This is a genomic window from Streptomyces sp. NPDC092296, from assembly GCF_044755465.1.
Classification (GTDB): Bacteria; Actinomycetota; Actinomycetes; order Streptomycetales; family Streptomycetaceae; genus Peterkaempfera.
Map to the genome: position 1 here is coordinate 84,021 of NZ_JBIVRB010000007.1, position 20,792 is coordinate 104,812.

The window sequence follows — 20,792 nt, forward strand, 5'->3', positions numbered from 1 at the left end:
GATGACGATCGCAACTCCGCTCCAGAAGCAGCGGGGCCGTGTGGCGGCCGGTGACAGTGCCGGCCGCCCACACGCGGCCTGGGCCCTGCCGGGCGTGCTGTTCTTCGCCATGTTCGCGGTGGTCCCGCTGGGCCTGGCCGTGTACCTGTCCTTCTGCCACTGGGACGGCCTGAATTCGCCGACGGTCATCGGGGTGGACAACTGGACCAAGCTGTTCAAGGACCCGGACGTCCGCCAGGCCGCCTGGCTCAGCTTCCTGCTGACCACCATCAGCTGGGTGTTCCAGACGCCCATCTCGCTGCTGCTGGGCGTCTGGGCGGCTGGGCGGCAGCGCAACCGGGCCGTGCTGTCGGCGGTCTTCTTCATCCCGCTGCTGCTCTCCAGCACCGCCGTCGCACTGCTCTTCCACGCCCTGCTGGACCCCAACTTCGGCGTGATCAAGGAGATCGGCCCCTGGCTGGGCATCTCCCCCAACGTCCTCGGCTCCTCCCGGGGCGCCCTGCTCACCGTGATCTTCGTCGGTGGCTGGCAGTTCATGCCGTTCCACACCCTGCTCTACCAGGGCGGCGCCCGGCAGATCCCGGAGGTGCTCTACCAGGCCGCCTCGATCGACGGCGCCGGCCGGTACCGGCAGTTCTTCCACATCACCCTGCCGCAGCTGCGCAACACCATCACCACCTCCTCGGTGCTGATGATCGTCGGCTCGCTGACCTACTTCGAGACCGTGCTGATCATGACCAGGGGCGGTCCGGGCACCGACACCACGGTGCTGCCCTACCTGATGTACCGGACCGGCTTCCAGACCTACGACCTCGGCTATGCCAGTGCCATCGCCACCGCCCTGGTCATCCTGGCCACCGGTCTGTCGCTGGTGCTGGTCCGCTTCAGCGGCTTCGGTTCGATGCGGTCCACCCGGGAAGGGATGTGACGAGATGTCCACCGACACCCGCCCCGCGGCTCCGCCCGTGACGCCTCCCGCCCCGGCTCCGGCCGCCGCCCCGCGCCGCCGGTGGCGCCTCAAGGCCAACCCGCTGGCCGGCCTCGGCTCGCTGGTCTGGCTGGTCATCGTGCTCGTCCCGGTCTACACCATGATCTCGGCCTCGCTGATGCACCGCGAGGACGCCCTCACCGGCAACCCGCTGGCCTTCCCCACCCACCCCACGCTGGCCAACTACGGCACCGCGGTGGACACCGGCTACTTCTCGTGGCTGTTCAACACCGTCATCGTGGCGGTGGCGACGGTCGCCATCGTCCTGGTGCTCTCGGTGCCCGTCGCCTACGTGGCGGTGCGCAACCGCAACCGGTGGTCCAACCTGGCCTTCCGGATCTTCCTGCTGGGCGTGGCGATCCCCGCCCAGGCCGTGGTGGTGCCGCTCTACCTGCTCATCAGCAAGATGGGCCTGTACGACACGCTCCCCGCGATCATCCTGCCCACCGCCGCCTTCGCGATGCCGGTGTCCGTGCTGGTGCTCACCGGCACGCTGCGCGACATCTCGGAGGAGCTGTACGAGGCGATGGCGCTGGACGGTGCGTCGCCGTTGCGGATGCTGCTCCAGCTGGCGGTGCCGCTCTCCAAGAGCGGCATCAGCACGGTGGGCATCTACTCCGCGATCCAGGCCTGGAACGGCTTCCTATTCCCGCTGATTTTCACCCAGTCGGACGAGAAGCATGTGCTGACCCTCGGACTCTTCAACTTCATGGGGCAGTACGGCCTCGACGTACCCGGCCTGCTGGCCGCCGTGGTGCTCTCCGCGATCCCCATCTTCGCGGTCTACCTCGTCGCCCGGCGCGCCCTGATCAACGGCTTGATGGGGGTTGGCGGCAAGTAGCCCGCCCCGCCGCCGCAGACCTGCCACTACCGAGAGGAACCCCTGTCCGATGGCAATCCACCCCACCCCGGAAGCCCCTGAGGCCGCCGCGGGTCCGCCCGCAGAGGGCCCTTGGCGCGACCCCTCGCTCGCCCCCGAGGCGCGGGTGGCCGACCTGATCGGCCGGATGACCCTGGAGGAGAAGTCCGCCCAGCTCTACGGTATCTGGGTGGGCGCCGACGCCGACGGCGACGGGGTCGCACCGCACCAGAACGACATGGTCGACGACGTCGACTGGGACACCCTGATCCCCCGGGGGCTGGGCCAGCTCACCCGGCCGTTCGGCACCGCGCCGGTCGACCCCGGCGTCGGCTCGGTGTCGCTGGCCCGCGCCCAGCAGGCCATCATCGCGGCCGGCCGCTTCGGCATCCCCGCGCTCGCCCATGAGGAGTGCCTGGCCGGCTTCACCGCCTGGGGGGCCACCGCCTACCCGGTGCCGCTGGCCTGGGGCGCCTCCTGGGACCCGGCACTGGTCGCGGAGATGGCCCACCGGATCGGCCGCGACATGCGGTCGGTCGGCGTGCACCAGGGCCTGGCCCCGGTGCTCGACGTGGTGCGCGACCTGCGCTGGGGCCGGGTCGAGGAGACCATCGGCGAGGACCCGTACCTGGTCGCCACCGTCGCCACCGCCTATGTGCGCGGGCTGGAGTCCGCCGGGATCGTCGCCACCCTGAAGCACTTCGCGGGCTACTCGGCCTCGGCCGGCGCCCGCAACCTCTCCCCGGTGCGGGCCGGCGCCCGCGAGCTGGCCGACGTCATCCTGCCGCCGTTCGAGATGGCCGTGCAGGAGGGCCGCCCCCGCTCGGTGATGCACTCCTACGCCGAGATCGACGGGGTGCCCGCCGCCGCCGACGTCTCGCTGCTCACCGGGCTGCTCCGTGACACCTGGGGCTTCACCGGCACCGTGGTCGCGGACTACTTCGGCATCGGCTTCCTGGAGATCCTGCACCGGGTCGCCGCCGACCGCCCCGACTCGGCCCGGCTGGCGCTCACCGCCGGCGTCGACGTGGAGCTGCCCACCGTGCGGGCGTACGGTGACGCGCTGGTCGGCGCCGTACGGGACGGAAGCGTGCCGGAGGAGCTGGTCGACCGGGCGCTGCACCGGGTGCTGTTGCAGAAGTGCGAGCTGGGCCTGCTGGACCCGGACTGGTCGCCGCTGCCGGCCGGGCTGGTCGGGGTCGACCCCGAGCAGGCACGCGGCACGGTGGACCTGGACCCGCCGGAGAACCGGGCGCTGGCCCGGCTGCTGGCCGAGCAGTCCTGCGTCCTGCTCGCCAACCCCGGCGGCACGCTGCCGCTGGCCGCCGACGCCCGGATCGCGGTCGTCGGGCCGCGCGCCGACGACGCGCTGGCGATGCTCGGCTGCTACTCCTTCCCCAGCCATGTCGGCGTCTCGCACCCCGAGGTGCCGCTGGGCGTGGACATCCCCACGGTGCTGGCCGCGGTGGGCGCGGAGTTCCCCGACGCGACGGTGGAGTACGCGCAGGGCTGCGACGTGGACGGCCCGGACACCTCCGGCATCGCGGCCGCGGTCGAGCTGGCCCAGGCGGCCGACGTCTGCGTGGCGGTGCTCGGTGACCGGGCGGGGCTGTTCGGGCGCGGCACCTCGGGTGAGGGCTGCGACGCGGCCGACCTGACGCTGCCCGGCAAGCAGGGCGAGCTGCTGGACGCGCTGCTGGCGACCGGCAAGCCGGTGGTGCTGGTGCTGGTGACGGGCCGTCCGTACGCGCTGGGCCGCTGGGCGGACCGGCTGGCGGCGACGGTGCAGGCGTTCTTCCCCGGCGAGGAGGGCGGCCCGGCGCTGGCCGGAGTGCTCTCCGGCCGGATCAACCCGTCCGGGCGGCTGCCGGTCGGCGTGCCGCAGGGGACGGGCGGCCAGCCGTGGACGTACCTCCAGCCGCCGCTCGGGCTGGCCGGCGGGGTGAGCAACCTGGACCCGACACCGCTCTACCCGTTCGGGCACGGGCTGTCGTACACCTCGTTCGCCTGGGAGCTCGCCGACACGGAGGTGCCGGCCGAGATCCCCACCGACGGCTCGGCCGACATCGAGCTGATCGTGCGCAACACCGGTGACCGGGACGGCACCGAGGTGGTGCAGCTCTACCTGCACGACCCGGTCGCCCAGACCACCCGGCCCGATGTCCGGCTGATCGGCTACACCCGGGTGCCGCTGGCCGCCGGGCAGGAGCGCCGGGTGCGGTTCCGCTTCCACGCGGACCTGTCGTCCTTCACCGGTCTGGCCGGCCGCCGGATCGTGGAGCCCGGCGACCTGGAACTGCGGTTCGGCGCCTCCAGCGCCGATCTGCGGCACACCGTGCGGCTGCGGCTGACCGGGCCGGAGCGGACTGTGGACCACCGCCGCCGGCTGGTCTGCGACACCTCGGTGGAGTAGCCCCCGGGAGGGGTGCGCAGCGCGGGCGGGGCCGGAGGGCGGCCCCGCCCGCGCTGCCTTGTGCTGGGCTGGGCTTGCTGGGCTGGGCTGGGGGCCTCAGTCGACCGGGAGGCCGGCCGGGTCCTTGATGCGCTTCATGATCAACTGGGAGTTGACCTCGTTGACCCCCGGCAGGGCGGTCAGCCGCTCGATCCAGAACCGCTCGAACTCCTCGCTGTCGGCGACCGCGATCCGCAGCAGGCAGCCGGGCGCGCCGTAGAGCCGGTACGCCTCGATCACCTCCGGGATGCCCGCCAGCTCGGCTTCGAACGCCTCCACCGCCCGCCGGTCGCGCCGCACCTCCACGGTGACGAAGACCTCGAAGCCGCGCCCCACCGAGGCGGGGTCCACCGCCGCCCGGTAGCCGCGGATCACCCCGTCCTCCTCCAGCCGCCGGACCCGCCGCAGACAGGGCGACGGGGAGAGGCCCACCCGCTGGGCGAGCTCCTGGTTGGTCAGCCTGCCGTCCGCCTGGAGCTCGCGCAGGATTCTTCTGTCGATCGCGTCCACCGCGCATCCTCCTGCCACCGAATGGCCTCCGGACGGGTTGTCTTGGCAACCATATGCCAGAACAATTCGGATATTCTTCCCATATGGAGAAGACCGAGCAGCGCAGGGTCGTCGTGGTGAGCACCGGCGGCACCATCGCCAGCCGGTGGCAGGGCACCGGCTACGCCGCCGAGGCGCACGGCCGGGACGTGCTCGCCGCCGCCGCGCTCCCCGAGGGCGTCGACGTCCGGGTGGTGGACCTGTTCACCGTCAACAGCTCCCGGCTGACCACCCGGCACCAGTTGGCGGTGGTGCACGCCGTACGCGAGGCGCTGGCCGACCCGCAGGTCGACGGGGTGGTGGTCACCCATGGCACCGACACCCTGGAGGAGACGGCCTTCCTGCTGGACCTCTACCACCGCGACCCGCGCCCGGTGGTGCTCACCGGGGCGCAGCGGCCGCTGGACGACCCGGACAGCGACGCGGCGGCCAATCTGCACGACGCGCTGCTGACCGCCTCCCGGGTGCGGGACGCCGGGGTGCTGGTGGTCTTCGACGGGCTGGTGCACGCGGCACGCGGCACGGTGAAGATGCACACCGTGGCACCGGACGCCTTCGCCGACCCGTGCCGGCCGCCGCTGGGCAAGGTCGGCTTCGGCGCGGTCGGCCCGCTGCCCCGGCTGCCCCGGCGGGCGCCGCTGCCGCTGCCCGCCGCCGACGCCGCCGCGCCCCGGGTGGACATCGTGGCGCACCACTGCGACGCCGACCCGCTGCTCTTCGACGCGGCGGTGGCGGCGGGCGCGCAGGGCGTGGTGCTGGTCGGTACGGGTGCGGGGAACGCGACGCCGGAGTTCACCGAGGCGGTGGCTCGGGCGGTACGGGCCGGGGTGCTGGTGGCCGTCACCACCCGGGTGCCCGCCGGAGCGGTCACGCCGCTGTACACCGGCGGCGGGGCGGTCGACCTGGCGGCGGCCGGCGGCGTCCTCACCGGCAGGCTGCGGGCCGCCCAGGCCCGGATCGCGGTGCTCGCCGCACTGCTCTCGGCCGAGGGCGCCGAGGAGCGGACGGCCCTGCTGCGCGACATCGTCGGCCCGGCGGACACCCCGCCCCCGGGGCACGACGGCTGAGCCGCCACCCATTACGCCGGCGCTGCCCGCGCCGGCCGGTGGCCTTCCGGGAGCATCGGGGTGGCCGGGCGGTCCGCCGCCGAGGCCCACGGGCGCCAGCCCCCGCACCGCGCCGCTCTGCCAAGGACGGCTCGCCGGATGTCGGTTCCCATCCTGGACGGTGTCACGGGCATCCGGGAGCGGCCGGGCATCCGGGAGCGGCCGGGCATGCCGGAGCACCGCCGGGCGGGCCGGCGGTGCTCCGGGGTACGGCTGCGGGGGTCCTACCGCAACGGGGTCAGGACTTCTTCTTCCTGCCGGTGATCGACGGCAGCGCGACCAGGCCGGCGATCACCAGGAACGCCACGATCGGGATGACCACGTACAGGCCGACGGTCTCCCCGACGCTCAGCCCCTTGCCCGGGTCGTCGCCGTCGTCCCGGATGTTGGCGAAGGCGGGCGACGTCATCAGCAGCATCAGCGTGGCGACGGCCGAGACCGCTCCGGCACGCAGGGCATTCCTCTTGTCCACGTTTCCTAAGGTAGCGACCCCCGTGGCGGCTCCGCGCGCCGGGGTCGCCCCAACCGTCCCCGGCCACCCCGATGGCCCCCCGATGGCCCCCCGGCGGCCCCGCGCCGCTCAGTCCCGCAGGCCGCCCGGTCCGCCGAACAGCGCGGCCAGTTCGGCGGTGCGGGGGGCGGCGGCCAGCTCCTCCAGGGTGACGGGCCGCCCGGTGGCGTCCGCGACCGGCAGCCGCCAGTTGGGGTACTGGTCCCAGGTGCCGGGGAGGTTCTGCGGCCGGGGGTCGCCGAGGGTGTCCGGCAGCCAGACGCCGACCAGCCGGGCCGGGGTGCGCAGCAGACAGCGGTGCAGGGCGGCGACCGGCTCCGGCAGGTGCGGCCCCGGGTCGGGCCGGTCGCCGTCGGCGGCCGGCCCCTCCCCGTACGGCGGGACGGTCAGCAGCCCCTGCCGGGCGAGTTCACCGAGCCACTCCTCGCGCTCGGCCTCGTCCTCGGCCTGCTCCTCCTCCAGCGGCCGGGCCAGCAGTCCGAGCCGGTGGCGCAGCTCGACGTGTTCGCCGGAGAGCCGGGCGGCGGTGCTCGGCAGGTCGTGGGTGGTGAGGGTGGCCAGGCACTGCTCGCGCCACCGCTCGGGGGGCAGCGGGCCGCCGGTGCCGTCCGGGCCGTAGTCCCGCTCGAACCAGAGCACCGAGGTGCCCAGGATGCCGCGCTCGGCCAGTTCCTCGCGCACCCCCGGCTCGACCGTGCCCAGGTCCTCCCCGATGACGGCGGCGCCGGCCCGGTGCGCCTCCAGGGCGAGGACGCCGAGCATCGCCTCGTGGTCGTAGCGGACGTAGGTGCCCTGGGTGGGCGGCAGGCCCTCGGGGACCCACCAGAGCCGGAAGAGGCCCATCACATGGTCGATGCGCAGCGCTCCGGCGTGCCGCAGGGTGCCGCGCAGCAGGTCCGCGAAGGCGGCGTAGCCGGTCTCCGCGAGGGTGTCGGGGCGCCAGGGCGGCAGGCCCCAGTCCTGGCCGTGGGCGTTGAAGGCGTCCGGCGGGGCGCCGACCGAGATGCCGTCGGCCAGGTAGCGCTGGAGGGCCCAGGCGTCGGCGCCGTCGGGGTGGGCGCCGACGGCCAGGTCGTGGATCAGGCCGACCGCCATGCCCGCGTCGGTGGCGGCACGCTGGGCGGCGGCCAGCTGGTCGTCGGCCACCCAGCACAGCCAGCGGTGGAACTCCACGGCGTCGGCGTGGCGTTCGCGGGCGCGGGCGACCGCCGGGGCGGCGGGGTCGCGCAGCTCGGCCGGCCAGTCCCGCCAGTTGGCGCCGTGCTGCTCGGCCAGGGCGCACCAGGTGGCGTAGTCCTCCAGCCGGGCGCCCTCCCGGGCCAGGAACGCCCGGTAGGCGGCCTCCCGGCCGGTGCTGCGGCGGACCTGGTGGACCAGGTGCAGGCCCTGGCGTTTGAGCTCCCAGACCGCGTCCCGGTCGATCAGGCCCTCCTCCAGCAGCACGGTGTCGCGCAGCGCGGCGCCGCGCGCGGCCAGCGCGTCGGCCCGCTGCCGGGCGTCCGGCGGCAGGTAGGCGTACTCGGGGACGGCCGCCACCCGGATGTGCACCGGGTCGGGGAAGCGCCGCGAGGACGGCCGGTAGGGGGAGGGGTCGGAGGGCGCGCCGGGCAGCGCCGCGTGCAGCGGGTTGACCTGCGCGAAGCCGGCGCCGAGCGCATGACCGGACCACTGCGCCAGGTCCGCGAGGTCCGCCAGGTCGCCCATTCCCCAGGAGCGCTCGGAGAGCAGCGAGTACAGCTGGACCAGGAACCCCCAGCTGCGGCCGGGCAGCGGGGCCAGCCGCGCGGGGGCGACGATCAGCGGGGCGGTGGCGGACCGGTCGGGCAGCCGGGCGTGCAGGGTGTGCCGGCCGAGCGGCAGGTCGGGCAGCACCCGGGCGTGGGTGCCGGCGCTGGCCGCGACCTGCCGTACGCCGCCGTCCTCCAGCTCGACCCAGAGCTCGGCGCCGCCCGGTACCGCGACCGCCACCGGGCGGCCGGTCCTGGCGACCACGCAGGGCGGCAGCAGCCGGGCGGCCTCGCGGTGGCGGTGCTGCTCCAGGGCGGCGCGGACGGCCCGCGGGGTGGCGGCGTCCACGCCGAGGGCGGCGAGCACCGCCACCAGGGTCTCCCCCGGGACGGGGACGGCGCCGCCGCTCGTGTCGCGGGTGGTGTCCACCCGGTGGACGCGGGCCAGCTCGGCGAGGTCCTCGGGGAGCGGTGGCGGGCCGGGGTCGGCGGCGCCGTCGTCGGACGCGGGGGGACTGTCGAGGGATGCGGCCAACGTCGGGCTCCTCGGGGTCGGCGACGCCGTACGGAAAAGATGACGGTTAGACCCCTACCCCGGCCGCCGCCGCCCGGCACTCCGCCGCGCCCCGCCGCCGCCCGGGTTCCCCGCTGCGGGTGAACCCGGGCGGGCCGGTCGGTGGTCGCGTACCTGCGGCAAAAGGCCGTCTGACGGTACGTCATACGCGTTGTCGCACGTCGTCCGGGACCCATCAGCGTGATACCTGACCGACAAACCGGGCATAGGCGTCGGAGGCGTTGACACTCGGCCCGTCCGGGTGGTGGGCTCTTGCCGAATCCGCGCACGGTGCACAGGTGGTCCCCGGGGGCCGCCCGGCCCGCCGTGACCGGTGCGCCCCCTGGACGACCCGCTGCGAGGAGGACCCGTGCAGAGCCGCCTCTCGGTCCCCGCCGTGGCAGGGGCCGAGCTCCGCCGTCGGATGGAGCGCAGCGCCGCCCTGCGCGAGGCGCTCCAGCACCCGGCGGCGCTCGCCGCCCGCCGCACCACCGCCAGGACGGCCCGCCGGGTCGCCCCGCTGGCCGCCGACCGGCTGATCGCCGACTTCAAGGGCACCGAACCGCTGCTGGAGCGGGTCCGCCGGGAGCGGGCCGAGGGCGCCGCCCGGCCGCCGCAGCGCCAGAGCGGCCGCCGCGCCGCGCTGCGGGCCACCGCCGCGCTGTCCGCCGCCGCCGTGGTCGGCGGCCTGGTCGTCGGGGCGCAGCCCGCCGCCGCGAATCCGGGTGGCGCCACCGGCGCCGGGACCGCCGTCACGGCGGACGAGCACAGCGGCACCCGCAGCACGGTCGCCGTCCCCGCCGTCTTCCCCCGCCCGCAGGACCAGCGGGCCGCCGGGCGCGCCGTCACCGTGCCGCGCCGGGCGGCCGTGGTCGCCACCCCGGCGGCCGACCGGAGCGCGCTGGACGCGGTGGCCGAGGTGCTGCGCGGCGCCGGGGCCACCGAGGTGTCCGTGGTCCGGCAGCCGCCGGTGCCGACCGCCGGGAGCCTCACCGTGCTGGTCGGCGGCCTCGCCGAGGGCGCCGACGGGCAGACCGACCGGCTGCTGCGGCAGTTGGCGGTGGCGGCGGGCCGTCCGGACACCGAGGCGCCGTCCCCGGCCGGGCTGCCGGCCGGCGGCTATGTGCTGTCAGCCGGTCAGCTGCCCGCGCCGGGCGGCGGCAGCTATGGCGCCGTGGTGCTGGCCGGGGTGGACGCCGAGGGCACCTTCGACGCGGCCCAGACGCTGCGCCAGCTGGTCACGGCGGTGCCGGCCGGGCAGGGCCAGTCGGCCGCCGCCGGGCGCGGGCTGCCGGGCGTGTCGGTGCGCGACTGGCCGTCGACCGCCGTACGCGGCACGGTCGAGGGCTTCTACGGCCAGCCCTGGACGGCGGAGCAGCGGCTCTCCGAGCTGGACTTCCTGGGCCGTACCAAGCAGAACAGCTACCTCTACGCGCCCGGTGACGACCCGTACCGGCAGTCCCAGTGGCGCGAGCCGTACCCGGAGGGCCAGCAGGCCCAGCTGCGGGCGCTGGCCGACCGCGCCGCCCGCAACCACGTGGTGCTCGGCTATGCGCTGGCCCCGGGCCAGTCGCTCTGCTACAGCTCGGAGCAGGACGCGGCGGCGCTGGTCGCCAAGCTGGAGTCGCTGTGGAAGCTGGGCTTCCGCTCCTTCCAGCTGCAGTTCCAGGACGTGTCGTACGACGAGTGGCACTGCGACGGCGACCGCAGCACCTACGGCACCGGGCCGCAGGCGGCGGCCCGAGCGCAGGGCGAGCTGGTCGGCAAGGTGCTGGACCGCTTCGCGGCCCGGCACGCCGGGCAGGGCCTGGCGCCGCTCTCGGTGCTGCCGACCGAGTACCACCAGGACGGCGCCACGCCGTACCGGGAGGCGCTGGCCAAGGCGCTGCCCGGGGCGGTGCAGGTGGTGTGGACGGGCGTCGGGGTGGTGCCGGCGAAGATCAGCGCCGACCAGCTGCGGGACACCGAGGCGGTGCTCGCCCACCGGCTGGTCACCATGGACAACTACCCGGTCAACGACTGGTCCGAGGACCGGCTCTACCTGGGCCCGTACACCGGGCGCGAGGCTGGGGTGGCCACCGGCTCGGCCGCCCTGCTGGTCAACGCGATGGAGCAGCCGGTCGCCTCCCGGATCGCCCTGTTCACCGCCGCCGACTACGCCTGGAACCCCGCCGGCTACCAGCCGCAGGACTCCTGGCGCGGCGCACTGCGGGCGCTGGCCGGCGACACGGACACGGCGGCGGGCGGCGCACTGCAGACGCTGGCCGGAAACAGCTCCTCCTCCCCGCTGTCCGAGGAGGAGTCCGGCTACCTCCAGCCGCTGCTGCACCGCTTCTGGGCGGCGCTGGAGCCGACCGTCGCGCCGAGCGGCGGCGCGGCCGCCGACGAGCAGCGGCTGAAGCAGGCGGCCGCCGCGCTGAGTTCGGCCTTCGGCGCGATGGAGCAGGCGCCGCAGGCGCTGCGGTCGGTGGCGGACGGCGCGCTGGCCGCCGAGGCCGGGCCGTGGCTGGACCAGCTCGCCCGGTACGGCAGGGCAGGGCGCTCGGCCGTGGCGATGCTGCTGGCGCAGCGCGCCGGGGACGGCGCGGGCGCCTGGCAGGCGCGGTTGACGCTGCGCGGCGTGATGGCGGAGATCGGGCACGGCTCGGCCACGATCGGTGACGGCGTGCTCGACCCGTTCCTGAAGCGGGTGCTGAAGACGGCGGACAGCTGGTCCGGGGTCAGCGGCAGCGGCGCGCGGGCGACCACCACCATGGGCCCGGAGCCCGGCCATGGCGCGGCGCTGATGACGGACGGCGACCCGGGCACCTTCTTCTGGAGCGACGCCCCGCCGCAGCGGGACGACTCGGTCGGCGTCGACCTGGGCTCCGACCAGCCGATCGGCCGGATCGAGGTGCGGATGGGCGCCCGGGACGCGGCGCCGGTCGGCGCGGACACCGCCGAGGCGGTGGACGACGGCTATCTGCGCCACGCCGTGCTGGAGTACTCCACCGGCTCCGGCGGCTGGCACCGGGTCACCGAGGTCGGTGACCAGCGGACGGTCTCCGCCGCGCTGCCGGCCGGCACGGTCGCCCGCTATGTGCGGCTGCGCGCCACCGAGACGCAGGAGACGACGGTCTCGGTCCGGGAGTTCACCGTGACCGCCCCGGGGACGGAGCGGCCGACGGTCAGCGCCGGTCCGCCCGCCGCCGCCGGCTCCTCCGCCGAGGCGGCGGTGGACGGCGACCCGGACACCGCCTTCCGCGCCGCTCCGGCCCCGGCCGACGGCACCGACCAGCAGCTCACCGTGGACCTGGGGGCGCTGCGGCCGCTGGACCGGGTGTCGGTGCTCACCGACCCGTCCGTGCCGGCCCGCGCGGTGGTGCAGGTGCGGCGGGCCGACGGTGACTGGGTCCGGCTGGGCGAGCTGCGGCCGGGCTACACCGAGCTGCCCGCCGGCGGCCGGGACGCGGACGCGATCCGGCTGACCTGGGCGGGCGGCGCCACGGCGCCGGTCGTCAACGAGATCGTCCCCTGGTACGCGGACACCCCGGTCGCCCGGCTGGAGGTCTCCCCCGCGACGCTGGACGTGGTCGCGGGCGAGGACCGGCCGGCCACGGTCGACGCCGTCCTGGAGGCGACCCGGGCGGGGGCGGCGGCCGGCCGGCTGGCCGTGCACGTGCCCAAGGAGGCCAAGGGGCTGAGGGTCTCCGCGCCCGGCGACCTGACGGTGCCCCGGGGCGGCCGGCTCGCCGCGCCGCTGCGGGTCTCGGCCGCCGCCGACACCCCGACCGGGGAGTATCGGGTGCCGGTCTCCTTCACCTCCGGCGGCCGTACGGTGCAGCAGGAGCTGGACGTCCGGGTGGTCCCGCCGACCTCCGGCCCCGACCTGGCGCTCGGCGCCGTCGCCGGCTCCTCGGGTGACAGCGGCAGCAGCCACCCGGCGAGCGCGGTCACCGACGGTGACCCGGACACCCGCTGGTCCTCCTCGGGCGGCGACGACTCCTGGGTGCAGCTGGAGCTGCCGCAGCCGGCCCGGCTGGGCCAGGTGGTGCTGCACTGGCAGAGCGACGCCGTGCTGAGCTGGCAGAACGCCTATGCGGTCGCCTACCGGATCGAGACCTCGGCCGACGGTGTCATCTGGACCACGGCGGCGGCGGTGGCGGACGGGCACGGCGGCACCGAGACGGTCCGCTTCGACGCCCCCGGGGCCCGCTATCTGCGCGTCCAGGGGGTGCTGGCGGCCAACCGGTTCGGCTACTCGCTCTCCCGGATCGAGGCGTACGCGGTCACCGGGTCCCAGACCCCGACCACGCCGCCCGTCCCGGTGACCACCCCGCCGGTGGCCACGCCCCCGGTCGACCCCGTCGGCCCGGCGGACCCGCCGGTCGTCCCGCCGGCCGACCCCACCGACTCGCCGTTCGCCTCCCCTCCCGCGGCGCCCCCCGCGCCGGAGGGCTCCGAGCCGCCGGTGGAGGACGGCCCGCTGCCGTAGCGGCGCCGGACATGCGGCGGGCCGGCGGCGCGTCCTTCGCGGAGGCGCCGCCGGCCCATGAGGCATGCCGTGCCGGTGCTCGTACCGGCCGAGCGACCCGGCAGCGGGGTCAGGCGGAGAGCTGCTGTGCGGGCTGTCCGCGGCGGTCGTGGAGGGTCCGCCCCTGGGGGGAGCGGTCGAGGGGGACGGGCGGCTGGCCGTGGTGCCCGATGTGGTCGGTGTGGTCCGACTCTCCGAGCTGCTCCCGGCCGCCGTACGGTTCCAGATAGGGACGCCACCTCGGGTCCCGGTGCCCGGTGCCGATGATGCGCCAGGCGAGCCCCGTGGGTGGCGCGGGTGGTCGCTTCATCCGCCAGCCGAGTTCGGAGAGGTGGCGGTCGCTTTTGACGTGGTTGCAGTGGCGGCAGGCGGCGACCACGTTGTCCCAGCGGTGCTGGCCGCCGCGGCTGCGCGGCACGACGTGGTCGACGCTGGTGGCCGCGGCGCCGCAGTAGACGCAGCGGCCGTTGTCGCGGGCGAACAGCGCCCGCCGGGTGAGCGGCACGGGGCCGCGAAAGGGGACTCGCACGAAGCGGGTCAGACGGACGACTGACGGCGCCGTGACGACGCTGGTGGCGCTGTGCATGGTGATCCCGGAGTCCTCCAGGCTGACCGCCTTGTTGTTGAGGACCAGGATGAGTGCGCGGCGCATCGATACGACGCCGAGTGGCTCGTACGACGCGTTGAGGACGAGGACATGCGGCACGGATGCCTCCTTGTACGCCTACGGCGCGTGGCTCGCGCCGGGACGAGCGGGTGGTCGCGTATCGCTACGCGATCTCCCCTCAGTGTCGCCGTATGCCTCCACACGGCGCCACCAATCCCGTGTAACGGACCGGGTGTGTGTTCTCCCACAACGGATATGCCCAGCGCGGCGCCTTGATTCACTTCACCCGGTCGCCCAGTGCCACCGGCCGGTGGCGCACTGTCCCCGCCACCGGGGGCGCGCGGGGTACCGGCCCGGCGTACGGGCGGCGGCCGAGCGCCCCGGTGGGGGGACGGGGAGCGGAATCGGTACGCCGGTAGGGTGATGCGTTGTACCACCCCCGAACCGAAGGGTTCTCGCCGTGACCTGGTCCGGTACCACCGGCCTCCTCGCTGCGGGCGCCGGCCCGTCGCCGTCCCCCTCCCCCGGCGCCACCCCCGGCGGCGGCCTGCTCGGCAACACCCCGACCAGCCTCACCGAGGTCCAGCAGAGCGCCAACCAGGCGGCCAGCTGGGTGGACCAGAACTGGCAGGACTGGGTCGCGGGCGGGGTCCGGATCGTCTTCGTGGTGCTGCTGGCCCTGGTGCTGCGGGCGGTGCTGCGCAAGCTGATCACCCAGCTGATCAGCCGGATGACCCGGTCCACCGAGGAGTCCGCCGCGATCACCGGGCGGCTGGGCGGGCTGCTGGTCAACGCCGAGCGGCGGCGGCAGCGCTCGGAGGCCATCGGGTCGGTGCTGCGCAGCGTGTCGTCGTTTGTGATCCTGGGCACCGCCGCGCTGATGGTGCTCTCCGCGCTGGGGGTCAATCTGGCGCCGCTGCTGGCCAGCGCCGGGGTGGCCGGGGTGGCGATCGGCTTCGGCGCCCGCAACCTGGTCACCGACTTCCTCTCCGGCGTCTTCATGATCCTGGAGGACCAGTACGGCGTCGGCGACGAGATCGACGCGGGGGTGGCCAGCGGCACGGTGCTGGAGGTGGGGCTGCGGGTGACCAAGCTGCGCGGCGCGGACGGCGAGATCTGGTACGTCCGCAACGGCGAGGTCAAGCGGATCGCCAACATGAGCCAGGGCTGGTCCACCGCCACGCTGGATGTGCAGGTCGGCTACCGGGAGGACCTGGACCGGGTGCAGACGGTCATCCTGGCGACGGCGGAGGACCTGGCCAAGTCCGCGCCCTGGGACGAGCTGCTCTGGGAGCCGGCCCAGGTGCTCGGCGTGGAGTCGGTGGCGGCCGACTCGGTGGTGCTGCGGGTGGCGGCCCGCACCATGCCGGGGAAGGCGGGGAGCTACACCCGGACGCTGCGGGCCCGGCTGAAGACGGCCTTCGACGAGGCCGGGATCACGCTCCAGCACCAGTCCGGGCCGGCGTCCGACGGTCCTGCGGCGCCCGCTGCGGCGCCGGGGGCCGAGGCGGCGCCGCCGTCGGCGCTGGCCGACCCGGACTCCCCGCAGTCGCTGGCGGCGCGGCCGCTGGACACCGCCGCGCCGGTGGCGCCGCAGCCGCGCAGCGGCTCGGGGTCGGGCGCGGGCCGCGACCTCGGCAAGGGCTGACCGCCCCGGGACGTGGGACGGCCCCGGCGCCCGTGAGGGTGCCGGGGCCGTCTGCTGTCCACCCCACCCGGGCGGAGAGGCTGCGGTGCCGGCCGGCCCCCCGGCCGGCACCGCGCCGGTCGCCGGCGGGCCTGGAGCAGGCCCCGCCGCGACCGGCCGGAGTGCGGGCGGGCGGCGACAGCCGTATCCACCCCTTTCCCGGGTTCCGCCGCGCCGGTTCCCGGATATACGGTCTGCCGTTATTTCACGCCATCGCCGGGCAGGCCGGAAACTGCCCGGTGATACACGCAATCGGGCGCCTCCAAGGGCATTCCCGTACGACCGTCCGCACCCCTCGCACCGCTGCGGACTGCTCCGTGTGCGGCACGACTGAGATCCTTCACTGATGGCCATCGCCCGTCAAACCGGCCTTCCGGTCCATATGTTCAATCCTGAAGAATCCATGACGTTGGGTAGTGGCGAATGCGTTCGCAAATGGCCGCTCCCCGCTATTTTCGCCGCCCGTCGCGCGTACACCGTGACGGAGTGTCAGTGCGTGTGACTCGCAGCACACTTTTACCGAGCGTTGCCATCCGGTCACTCGTCCACCCGGTAACGCTTCGGCATCCACCCCGCCGACGGCCATTGACACCGCCGACGGGGCGGTCCTACCTTCCTGCCACCGATAGGAAAGTTTCCTAACAGTTCAGCGTCCAGCCCAGGAGGTGGCGAGTGACCGGCACCGGCGGCAACCCCGCATCGGCCACCCCGATCGCCGGCACCCCCAGCCTGCTGCGCGCCATCAACGACCGCGCCGCACTGCACCTGCTGCTGGAGCGCGGCCCCCTCTCCCGGACGCAGATCGGCACCCTCACCGGTCTGTCCAAGCCCACCGCCTCCCAGTTGCTGGCCCGGTTGGAGGCCGCCGGGCTGGTGGTGCCGGTCGGTACCACCGCCGGCGGTCCGGGCCCCAACGCCCAGCTGTACGAGCTGAACCGGACCGCCGCCCATGTCGCCGGGCTGGACGTCACCCCGGCCCGGATCAGGGTCGCCGTGGCGGACATCACCGGCCGGGTGGTCGGGGAGCACCGGCTGCCCACCCCGGGGCGCCAGGCCGCGGCGGGCACCGTCGCCCGGGTGACCGCCGCAGTGGACGAGGCGGTCCGCAAGGCCGGGCTGGAGCGCGGGCAGCTGGCGCAGACCGTGATCGGCGCGCCGGGGGCCATCGACCCACTCACCGGCCGGCTGCGGTACGCGCCGCACCTGACCGGGTGGCACTCCCCCCGGCTGCTGGCCGACCTGGCGGCGGAGCTCGGCTGCCCGGTGGCCTTCGAGAACGACGTCAATCTGGCCGCCGTCGCGGAGCAGGCGCTGGGCGAGGCCCGGGGCTGCGAGGACTTCGTGCTGCTGTGGGCGGCCGAGGGCATCGGAGCCGCGATCGTGATCGCCGGCCGGCTGCACCGGGGCTTCACCGGCGGGGCGGGGGAGGTCGGCTACATGCCGCTGCCCGGCGCACCGCTGATCCGCAACGTCCGCCGGGAGAACTCCGGCGGCTTCCAGGAACTGGCCGGGGCACCGGCCGTGGTGGCGCTGGCCCGGGAGCACGGGATCAGTGCCCGCAGCGCCGAGGAGGCCGTCACCCGGGCGCTGACCGCGCCGACGGGCGACGCCGTCCTCACCGAGCTGGCGCACCGGCTCGCCACCGGGCTGGCCGCGATCGTCGCGGTGATCGACCCGGAGCTGGTGGTGCTCTCCGGCGATGTGCCCCGGGCCGGCGGCGAACGGCTGCGCGCCCTCGTACAGGAGGAGCTGACCGGGCTGGCCGTACCCCGGCCACGGCTGCGGGTGAGCGCCCTCGAAGGATCACCGGTCGTCCATGGCGCGCTGCAGAGCGCGCTGGCCACCGCCCGCGAGGCGGCCTTCACCACCCACTGACCCGGCAACCCCGCCGACCCGGCAACCCCGCCGACCCGGCAGCCCAGCGATCCAGCAGCTCAGCAGCTCAGCAGTCCACGGTTCTTCTTCCCCTTCCCTCACGCGGCCGGGCACCGTCGCCCGCCACGCCCTCCAGGAGGACACCCCCGTGACCACGACCACGCGCCGAGCGCGCAGAACCGCCGCCGCCCTCGCCTGCACCGCCTCGCTGGCCCTGCTCGCCGGGGCGTGCACCGGGAGCAGCGAGGGCAGCGCGAACGACGACGCCTCCAAGGACGTCACCCTCACCTTCTGGCACGGCTGGAGCCAGGCGAACGAGGTGAAGGCGATCAACGACAACATCGCCGCCTTCGAGAAGGCCCACCCCAACATCCACGTCAATGTGGTCAAGAACGTCACCGACGACAAGATCAACCAGGCGCTGCGGGCCGGCGGCTCCGACGCCCCCGACGTGGTGTCCTCCTTCACCACCGACAACGTCGGCAAGTTCTGCTCCTCCGGCGTCTGGTCGGACCTGGGGCCGTTCCTCGCCAAGTCCGGGATCGACGTCGCCAAGACCTTCCCGGCCGCGATGGCCCAGTACACCCAGTTCAACGGCACCCGCTGCGCACTGCCGCTGCTGGCCGACGCCTACGGGCTGTACTACAACAAGGACGCCTTCAAGGCGGCCGGCATCACCGCCCCGCCGAAGACGCTCTCCGAGTTCGCCGAGGACGCCAAGAAGCTGACCAAGACCTCCGGCGACGGCTACAGCCGACTGGGCTTCATGCCGGACTTCCACGGCTACGAGTCCACCCCGACCCACTTCCTGGGCCAGTGGGGCGCCACCTACTTCGACTCCGCCGGCAAGTCCAACCTGGCGAACGACCCCAAGGTCACCGCCATGTTCCAGTGGCAGCAGAAGCTGGTGTCCGACCTCGGCGGCTTCAAGAAGCTGGAGAAGTACCGGAGCGGCTTCGGTGAGGAGTTCTCGGAGAAGAACCCGTTCGAGACCGGCCAGGTCGCGATGGCGATCGACGGCGAGTGGCGGATCGCCAACCTCCAGGCCGACGGTGTGAAGTTCGACTGGGGCACCGCGCCCTTCCCGGTGCCGGACGACCTGGCGAGCAGCTACGGCCGCGGCTACCAGACCGGCACCATCATCGGCATCGCCCACACCAGCACCAAGCAGAACGCCGCCTGGGAGCTGGTGAAGTACCTGACCACCGACACCGACGCGGTGGTGGGCTTCGCCAACGCCATCCACAACGTGCCCAGCACCTTCGCGGCGCTGCGGTCGCCCAAGGTCGACTCCGACCCGAACTTCAGGACCTTCCTGGACATCGCCGGCAACGCCGACTCCAGCACCACCCCGGCGAGCATCAACGGCGGCGCCTACCAGGTGAGCCTGCAGAACTTCGGCTACGCCTACGAAGCCGGCAAGGTCTCCGACCTGAAGGCGGGCCTGGCCGGCGTCGACAAGGAGATCGACGCCGCCATCGACCAGGCCAAGTGACCGCGATGGCGACCCCGCTCCCCGTCCCGGCGGCGCTGCGCAGCAAGCGCCGCCGGGAGGCGGCCCGCACCCTGGCCTTCCTCTCGCCATGGCTGATCGGCTTCGGCGTCTTCTTCGCCTATCCGCTGATCTCCACCGCCTACTTCTCCTTCATGCACTATGACGGCTTCGCCGCGCCGACCTTCAGCGGGCTGAAGAACTGGCGGTATGTGCTCCAGGACTACCCGTACTTCTGGCAGGGCGTCCGCAACACCCTCTGGCTGGTCGTGGTCATGGTGACGCTGCGGGTGCTGTTCGGGCTGGGCATCGGGCTGCTGATCACGAAGATCAAGACCGGCGCGGGCTTCTTCCGCACCGCGTTCTACCTGCCGTACCTGGCACCGCCGGTGGCCGCAACCATCGGCTTCGCCTTCCTGTTCAACCCCGGCACCGGGCCGGTCAACCATCTGCTGGGCAGTCTCGGGCTGCCGCAGCCGGGCTGGTTCACCGACCCGACCTGGTCCAAGCCCACCCTGACCCTGCTCGCCATGTGGGGCATCGGCGATCTGATGGTCATCTTCATGGCCGCTCTGCTGGACGTCCCCAAGGAGCAGTACGAGGCGGCCGAGCTGGACGGCGCCGGGCCCTGGCAGCGCTTCCGGTTCGTCACCTACCCGAACATCTCCCCCATCGTGATGTTCGCCGTGGTCACCGGGGTCATCCAGACGCTCCAGTACTACACGCAGGCCATCGTCGCCGGGAAGGTCGCCAGCGGCATCGTCGGCAACTCCGGGCAGCAGTTCGAACCCGGCTACCCGGCGGGCTCCACCTGGACCCTGCCGCAGATGGTCTACAACCTCGGCTTCCAGCGCTTCGACTACGGCTCAGCGAGCGTGGTGGCGCTGCTGCTGTTCGCCGTCGCCATGGCCTTCACCGCGCTGCTGCTGCGCCGCCGCTCCGGCCTCATCGGCCCCGAGGACTGAGAAGGGCCGCGATCAGATGACCGACGTACTCCCCGCCCCGGCGCTCCGCGCCCAGCCCACCCCGGCCGCCCGCGCGGCCCGCCGCCGCACGGTGCTGCACTGGATCGCCGTGCACGCCCTGGGCATCGCCGCCGCGCTGTTCTTCCTGCTGCCGTTCGTCTTCCTCCTCCTCACCTCGCTGATGACCGACCAGCAGGCGCTCACCGCCGACCTGTGGCCGCACCACTGGATGTGGGGCAACTACACCAAGGTGTGGCACACCCCGGGCTTCCTCACCTGGTGGCGCAACACCCTGCTGTACGCGGGCCTCGGCACGGTGCTGACCATCCTCTCCAGCCTCCCGGTCGCCTACGCGCTCGCCAAGTTCCGCTTCCGGGGGCGGCGGATCGCGCTGATGGCCGTGATCTCGATGATGATGCTCCCGCCGCAGGTCGTCGTGATCCCGATGTACCTCTTCTGGGCCAAGCAGCTGCATCTGTCCGGCTCCCTGTGGCCGCTGATCATCCCGATGGCCTTCGGTGACGCCTTCTCCATCTTCCTGCTGCGGCAGTTCCTGCTGACCATCCCCCGGGAGTACCTGGAGGCGGCCCGGATCGACGGGTGCGGCGAGCTGCGCACCCTGCTCAGGGTGGTCGTGCCGATGGCCAGGCCGGCCATCGCCGCCGTCGCCCTCTTCCAGTTCTTCTTCTGCTGGAACGACTACTTCGGCCCGCAGATCTACGCGGGCGAGAACGAGAAGGCCTGGACCCTCTCCTACGGCCTGGAGTCCTTCAAGGCCGCCCACCACACCAACTGGAATCTGACGATGGCCGCGACCCTGCTGGTCATGGCGCCCGTCATCGTCCTCTTCTTCTTCGCACAGAAGGCCTTCATCGAAGGCGTGACACTGACAGGGGTCAAGGGCTGAC

The 20,792-nt window shown here is 74.1% G+C and carries 14 protein-coding genes; 10 read left to right on the forward strand and 4 right to left on the reverse strand.

Annotation, left to right across the window (positions count from 1 at the left end; translation table 11 throughout):
• The first annotated feature begins 1 nt into the window (after position 1).
• Genes ACIQGZ_RS18240 through ACIQGZ_RS18250 form a run of 3 tightly spaced genes read left to right on the forward strand, consistent with a single transcriptional unit; the run spans position 2 to position 4,260 of the window.
• A complete protein-coding gene (locus ACIQGZ_RS18240; protein ID WP_402602917.1) occupies positions 2-928 on the forward strand; it encodes a carbohydrate ABC transporter permease in 927 nt (308 codons plus the stop codon).
• 4 nt (positions 929-932) lie between these two features.
• Positions 933-1,829, forward strand: coding sequence for a carbohydrate ABC transporter permease (locus ACIQGZ_RS18245; RefSeq protein ID WP_402602918.1), 897 nt, complete (start codon positions 933-935; stop codon positions 1,827-1,829).
• Between the two features lie 49 nt (positions 1,830-1,878).
• Positions 1,879-4,260, forward strand: a complete 2,382-nt coding sequence (locus ACIQGZ_RS18250) for a glycoside hydrolase family 3 N-terminal domain-containing protein (protein ID WP_402602919.1) — start codon at positions 1,879-1,881, stop codon at positions 4,258-4,260.
• Between the two features lie 96 nt (positions 4,261-4,356).
• On the opposite strand, the gene ACIQGZ_RS18255 is transcribed toward ACIQGZ_RS18250, so the two are convergent.
• The gene (locus ACIQGZ_RS18255; RefSeq protein WP_402602921.1) at positions 4,357-4,809 is read right to left on the reverse strand and encodes an Lrp/AsnC family transcriptional regulator; all 453 of its coding nucleotides are present in this window, start codon (positions 4,807-4,809) and stop codon (positions 4,357-4,359) included.
• Positions 4,810-4,892: 83 nt separating this feature from the next.
• On the opposite strand from ACIQGZ_RS18255, the gene ACIQGZ_RS18260 reads away from it, so the two are divergent.
• Positions 4,893-5,915 carry an asparaginase gene (locus ACIQGZ_RS18260; protein WP_402602922.1) on the forward strand — a complete coding sequence of 341 codons (1,023 nt, stop codon included), beginning with the start codon at positions 4,893-4,895 and terminating at the stop codon, positions 5,913-5,915.
• A 277-nt stretch (positions 5,916-6,192) separates the two neighbouring features.
• On the opposite strand, the gene ACIQGZ_RS18265 is transcribed toward ACIQGZ_RS18260, so the two are convergent.
• Both ACIQGZ_RS18265 and malQ read right to left on the reverse strand, forming a co-directional pair.
• Entirely contained in the window at positions 6,193-6,426 is a 234-nt protein-coding gene (locus ACIQGZ_RS18265; RefSeq protein ID WP_402602923.1) for a hypothetical protein, read from the reverse strand.
• Between the two features lie 108 nt (positions 6,427-6,534).
• Entirely contained in the window at positions 6,535-8,727 is a 2,193-nt protein-coding gene (gene malQ / locus ACIQGZ_RS18270) for a 4-alpha-glucanotransferase (protein WP_402602925.1), read from the reverse strand.
• A gap of 388 nt (positions 8,728-9,115) precedes the next feature.
• On the opposite strand from malQ, the gene ACIQGZ_RS18275 reads away from it, so the two are divergent.
• On the forward strand, positions 9,116-13,219 hold the full coding sequence (locus ACIQGZ_RS18275; RefSeq protein ID WP_402602926.1) for a beta-N-acetylglucosaminidase domain-containing protein: 4,104 nt from the start codon (positions 9,116-9,118) through the stop codon (positions 13,217-13,219).
• Between the two features lie 109 nt (positions 13,220-13,328).
• Here the strand turns inward: ACIQGZ_RS18275 and ACIQGZ_RS18280 are convergent, their stop codons facing one another.
• The gene (locus ACIQGZ_RS18280; protein ID WP_402602927.1) at positions 13,329-13,964 is read right to left on the reverse strand and encodes an HNH endonuclease; all 636 of its coding nucleotides are present in this window, start codon (positions 13,962-13,964) and stop codon (positions 13,329-13,331) included.
• A gap of 361 nt (positions 13,965-14,325) precedes the next feature.
• Here ACIQGZ_RS18280 and ACIQGZ_RS18285 point away from each other — a divergent pair, with 361 nt between their 5' ends.
• From ACIQGZ_RS18285 to ACIQGZ_RS18305, 5 genes are all read left to right on the forward strand, one after another.
• Positions 14,326-15,513, forward strand: coding sequence for a mechanosensitive ion channel family protein (locus tag ACIQGZ_RS18285; RefSeq protein WP_402602929.1), 1,188 nt, complete (start codon positions 14,326-14,328; stop codon positions 15,511-15,513).
• Positions 15,514-16,224: 711 nt separating this feature from the next.
• Positions 16,225-17,427 (forward strand): ROK family protein, encoded by a 1,203-nt coding sequence (locus ACIQGZ_RS18290; protein ID WP_402602930.1) that lies wholly within the window; start codon positions 16,225-16,227, stop codon positions 17,425-17,427.
• Positions 17,428-17,575: 148 nt separating this feature from the next.
• The gene (locus ACIQGZ_RS18295; protein ID WP_402602931.1) at positions 17,576-18,922 is read left to right on the forward strand and encodes an ABC transporter substrate-binding protein; all 1,347 of its coding nucleotides are present in this window, start codon (positions 17,576-17,578) and stop codon (positions 18,920-18,922) included.
• Between the two features lie 5 nt (positions 18,923-18,927).
• The gene (locus tag ACIQGZ_RS18300) at positions 18,928-19,884 is read left to right on the forward strand and encodes a carbohydrate ABC transporter permease (RefSeq protein WP_402602933.1); all 957 of its coding nucleotides are present in this window, start codon (positions 18,928-18,930) and stop codon (positions 19,882-19,884) included.
• A gap of 16 nt (positions 19,885-19,900) precedes the next feature.
• Entirely contained in the window at positions 19,901-20,791 is an 891-nt protein-coding gene (locus tag ACIQGZ_RS18305) for a carbohydrate ABC transporter permease (protein WP_402602934.1), read from the forward strand.
• The last annotated feature ends 1 nt before the right edge of the window (position 20,792 follow it).

What these genes read in the sequence shown, in the direction of transcription:
- ACIQGZ_RS18240 (WP_402602917.1), top strand. Translation starts at nt 2, where the DNA reads ATGACGATCGCAACTCCGCTCCAGAAGCAGCGGGGCCGTGTGGCGGCC.
- ACIQGZ_RS18250 (WP_402602919.1), top strand. Translation starts at nt 1,879, where the DNA reads ATGGCAATCCACCCCACCCCGGAAGCCCCTGAGGCCGCCGCGGGTCCG.
- ACIQGZ_RS18305 (WP_402602934.1), top strand. Translation starts at nt 19,901, where the DNA reads ATGACCGACGTACTCCCCGCCCCGGCGCTCCGCGCCCAGCCCACCCCG.
- ACIQGZ_RS18245 (WP_402602918.1), top strand. Translation starts at nt 933, where the DNA reads ATGTCCACCGACACCCGCCCCGCGGCTCCGCCCGTGACGCCTCCCGCC.
- ACIQGZ_RS18260 (WP_402602922.1), top strand. Translation starts at nt 4,893, where the DNA reads ATGGAGAAGACCGAGCAGCGCAGGGTCGTCGTGGTGAGCACCGGCGGC.
- ACIQGZ_RS18300 (WP_402602933.1), top strand. Translation starts at nt 18,928, where the DNA reads ATGGCGACCCCGCTCCCCGTCCCGGCGGCGCTGCGCAGCAAGCGCCGC.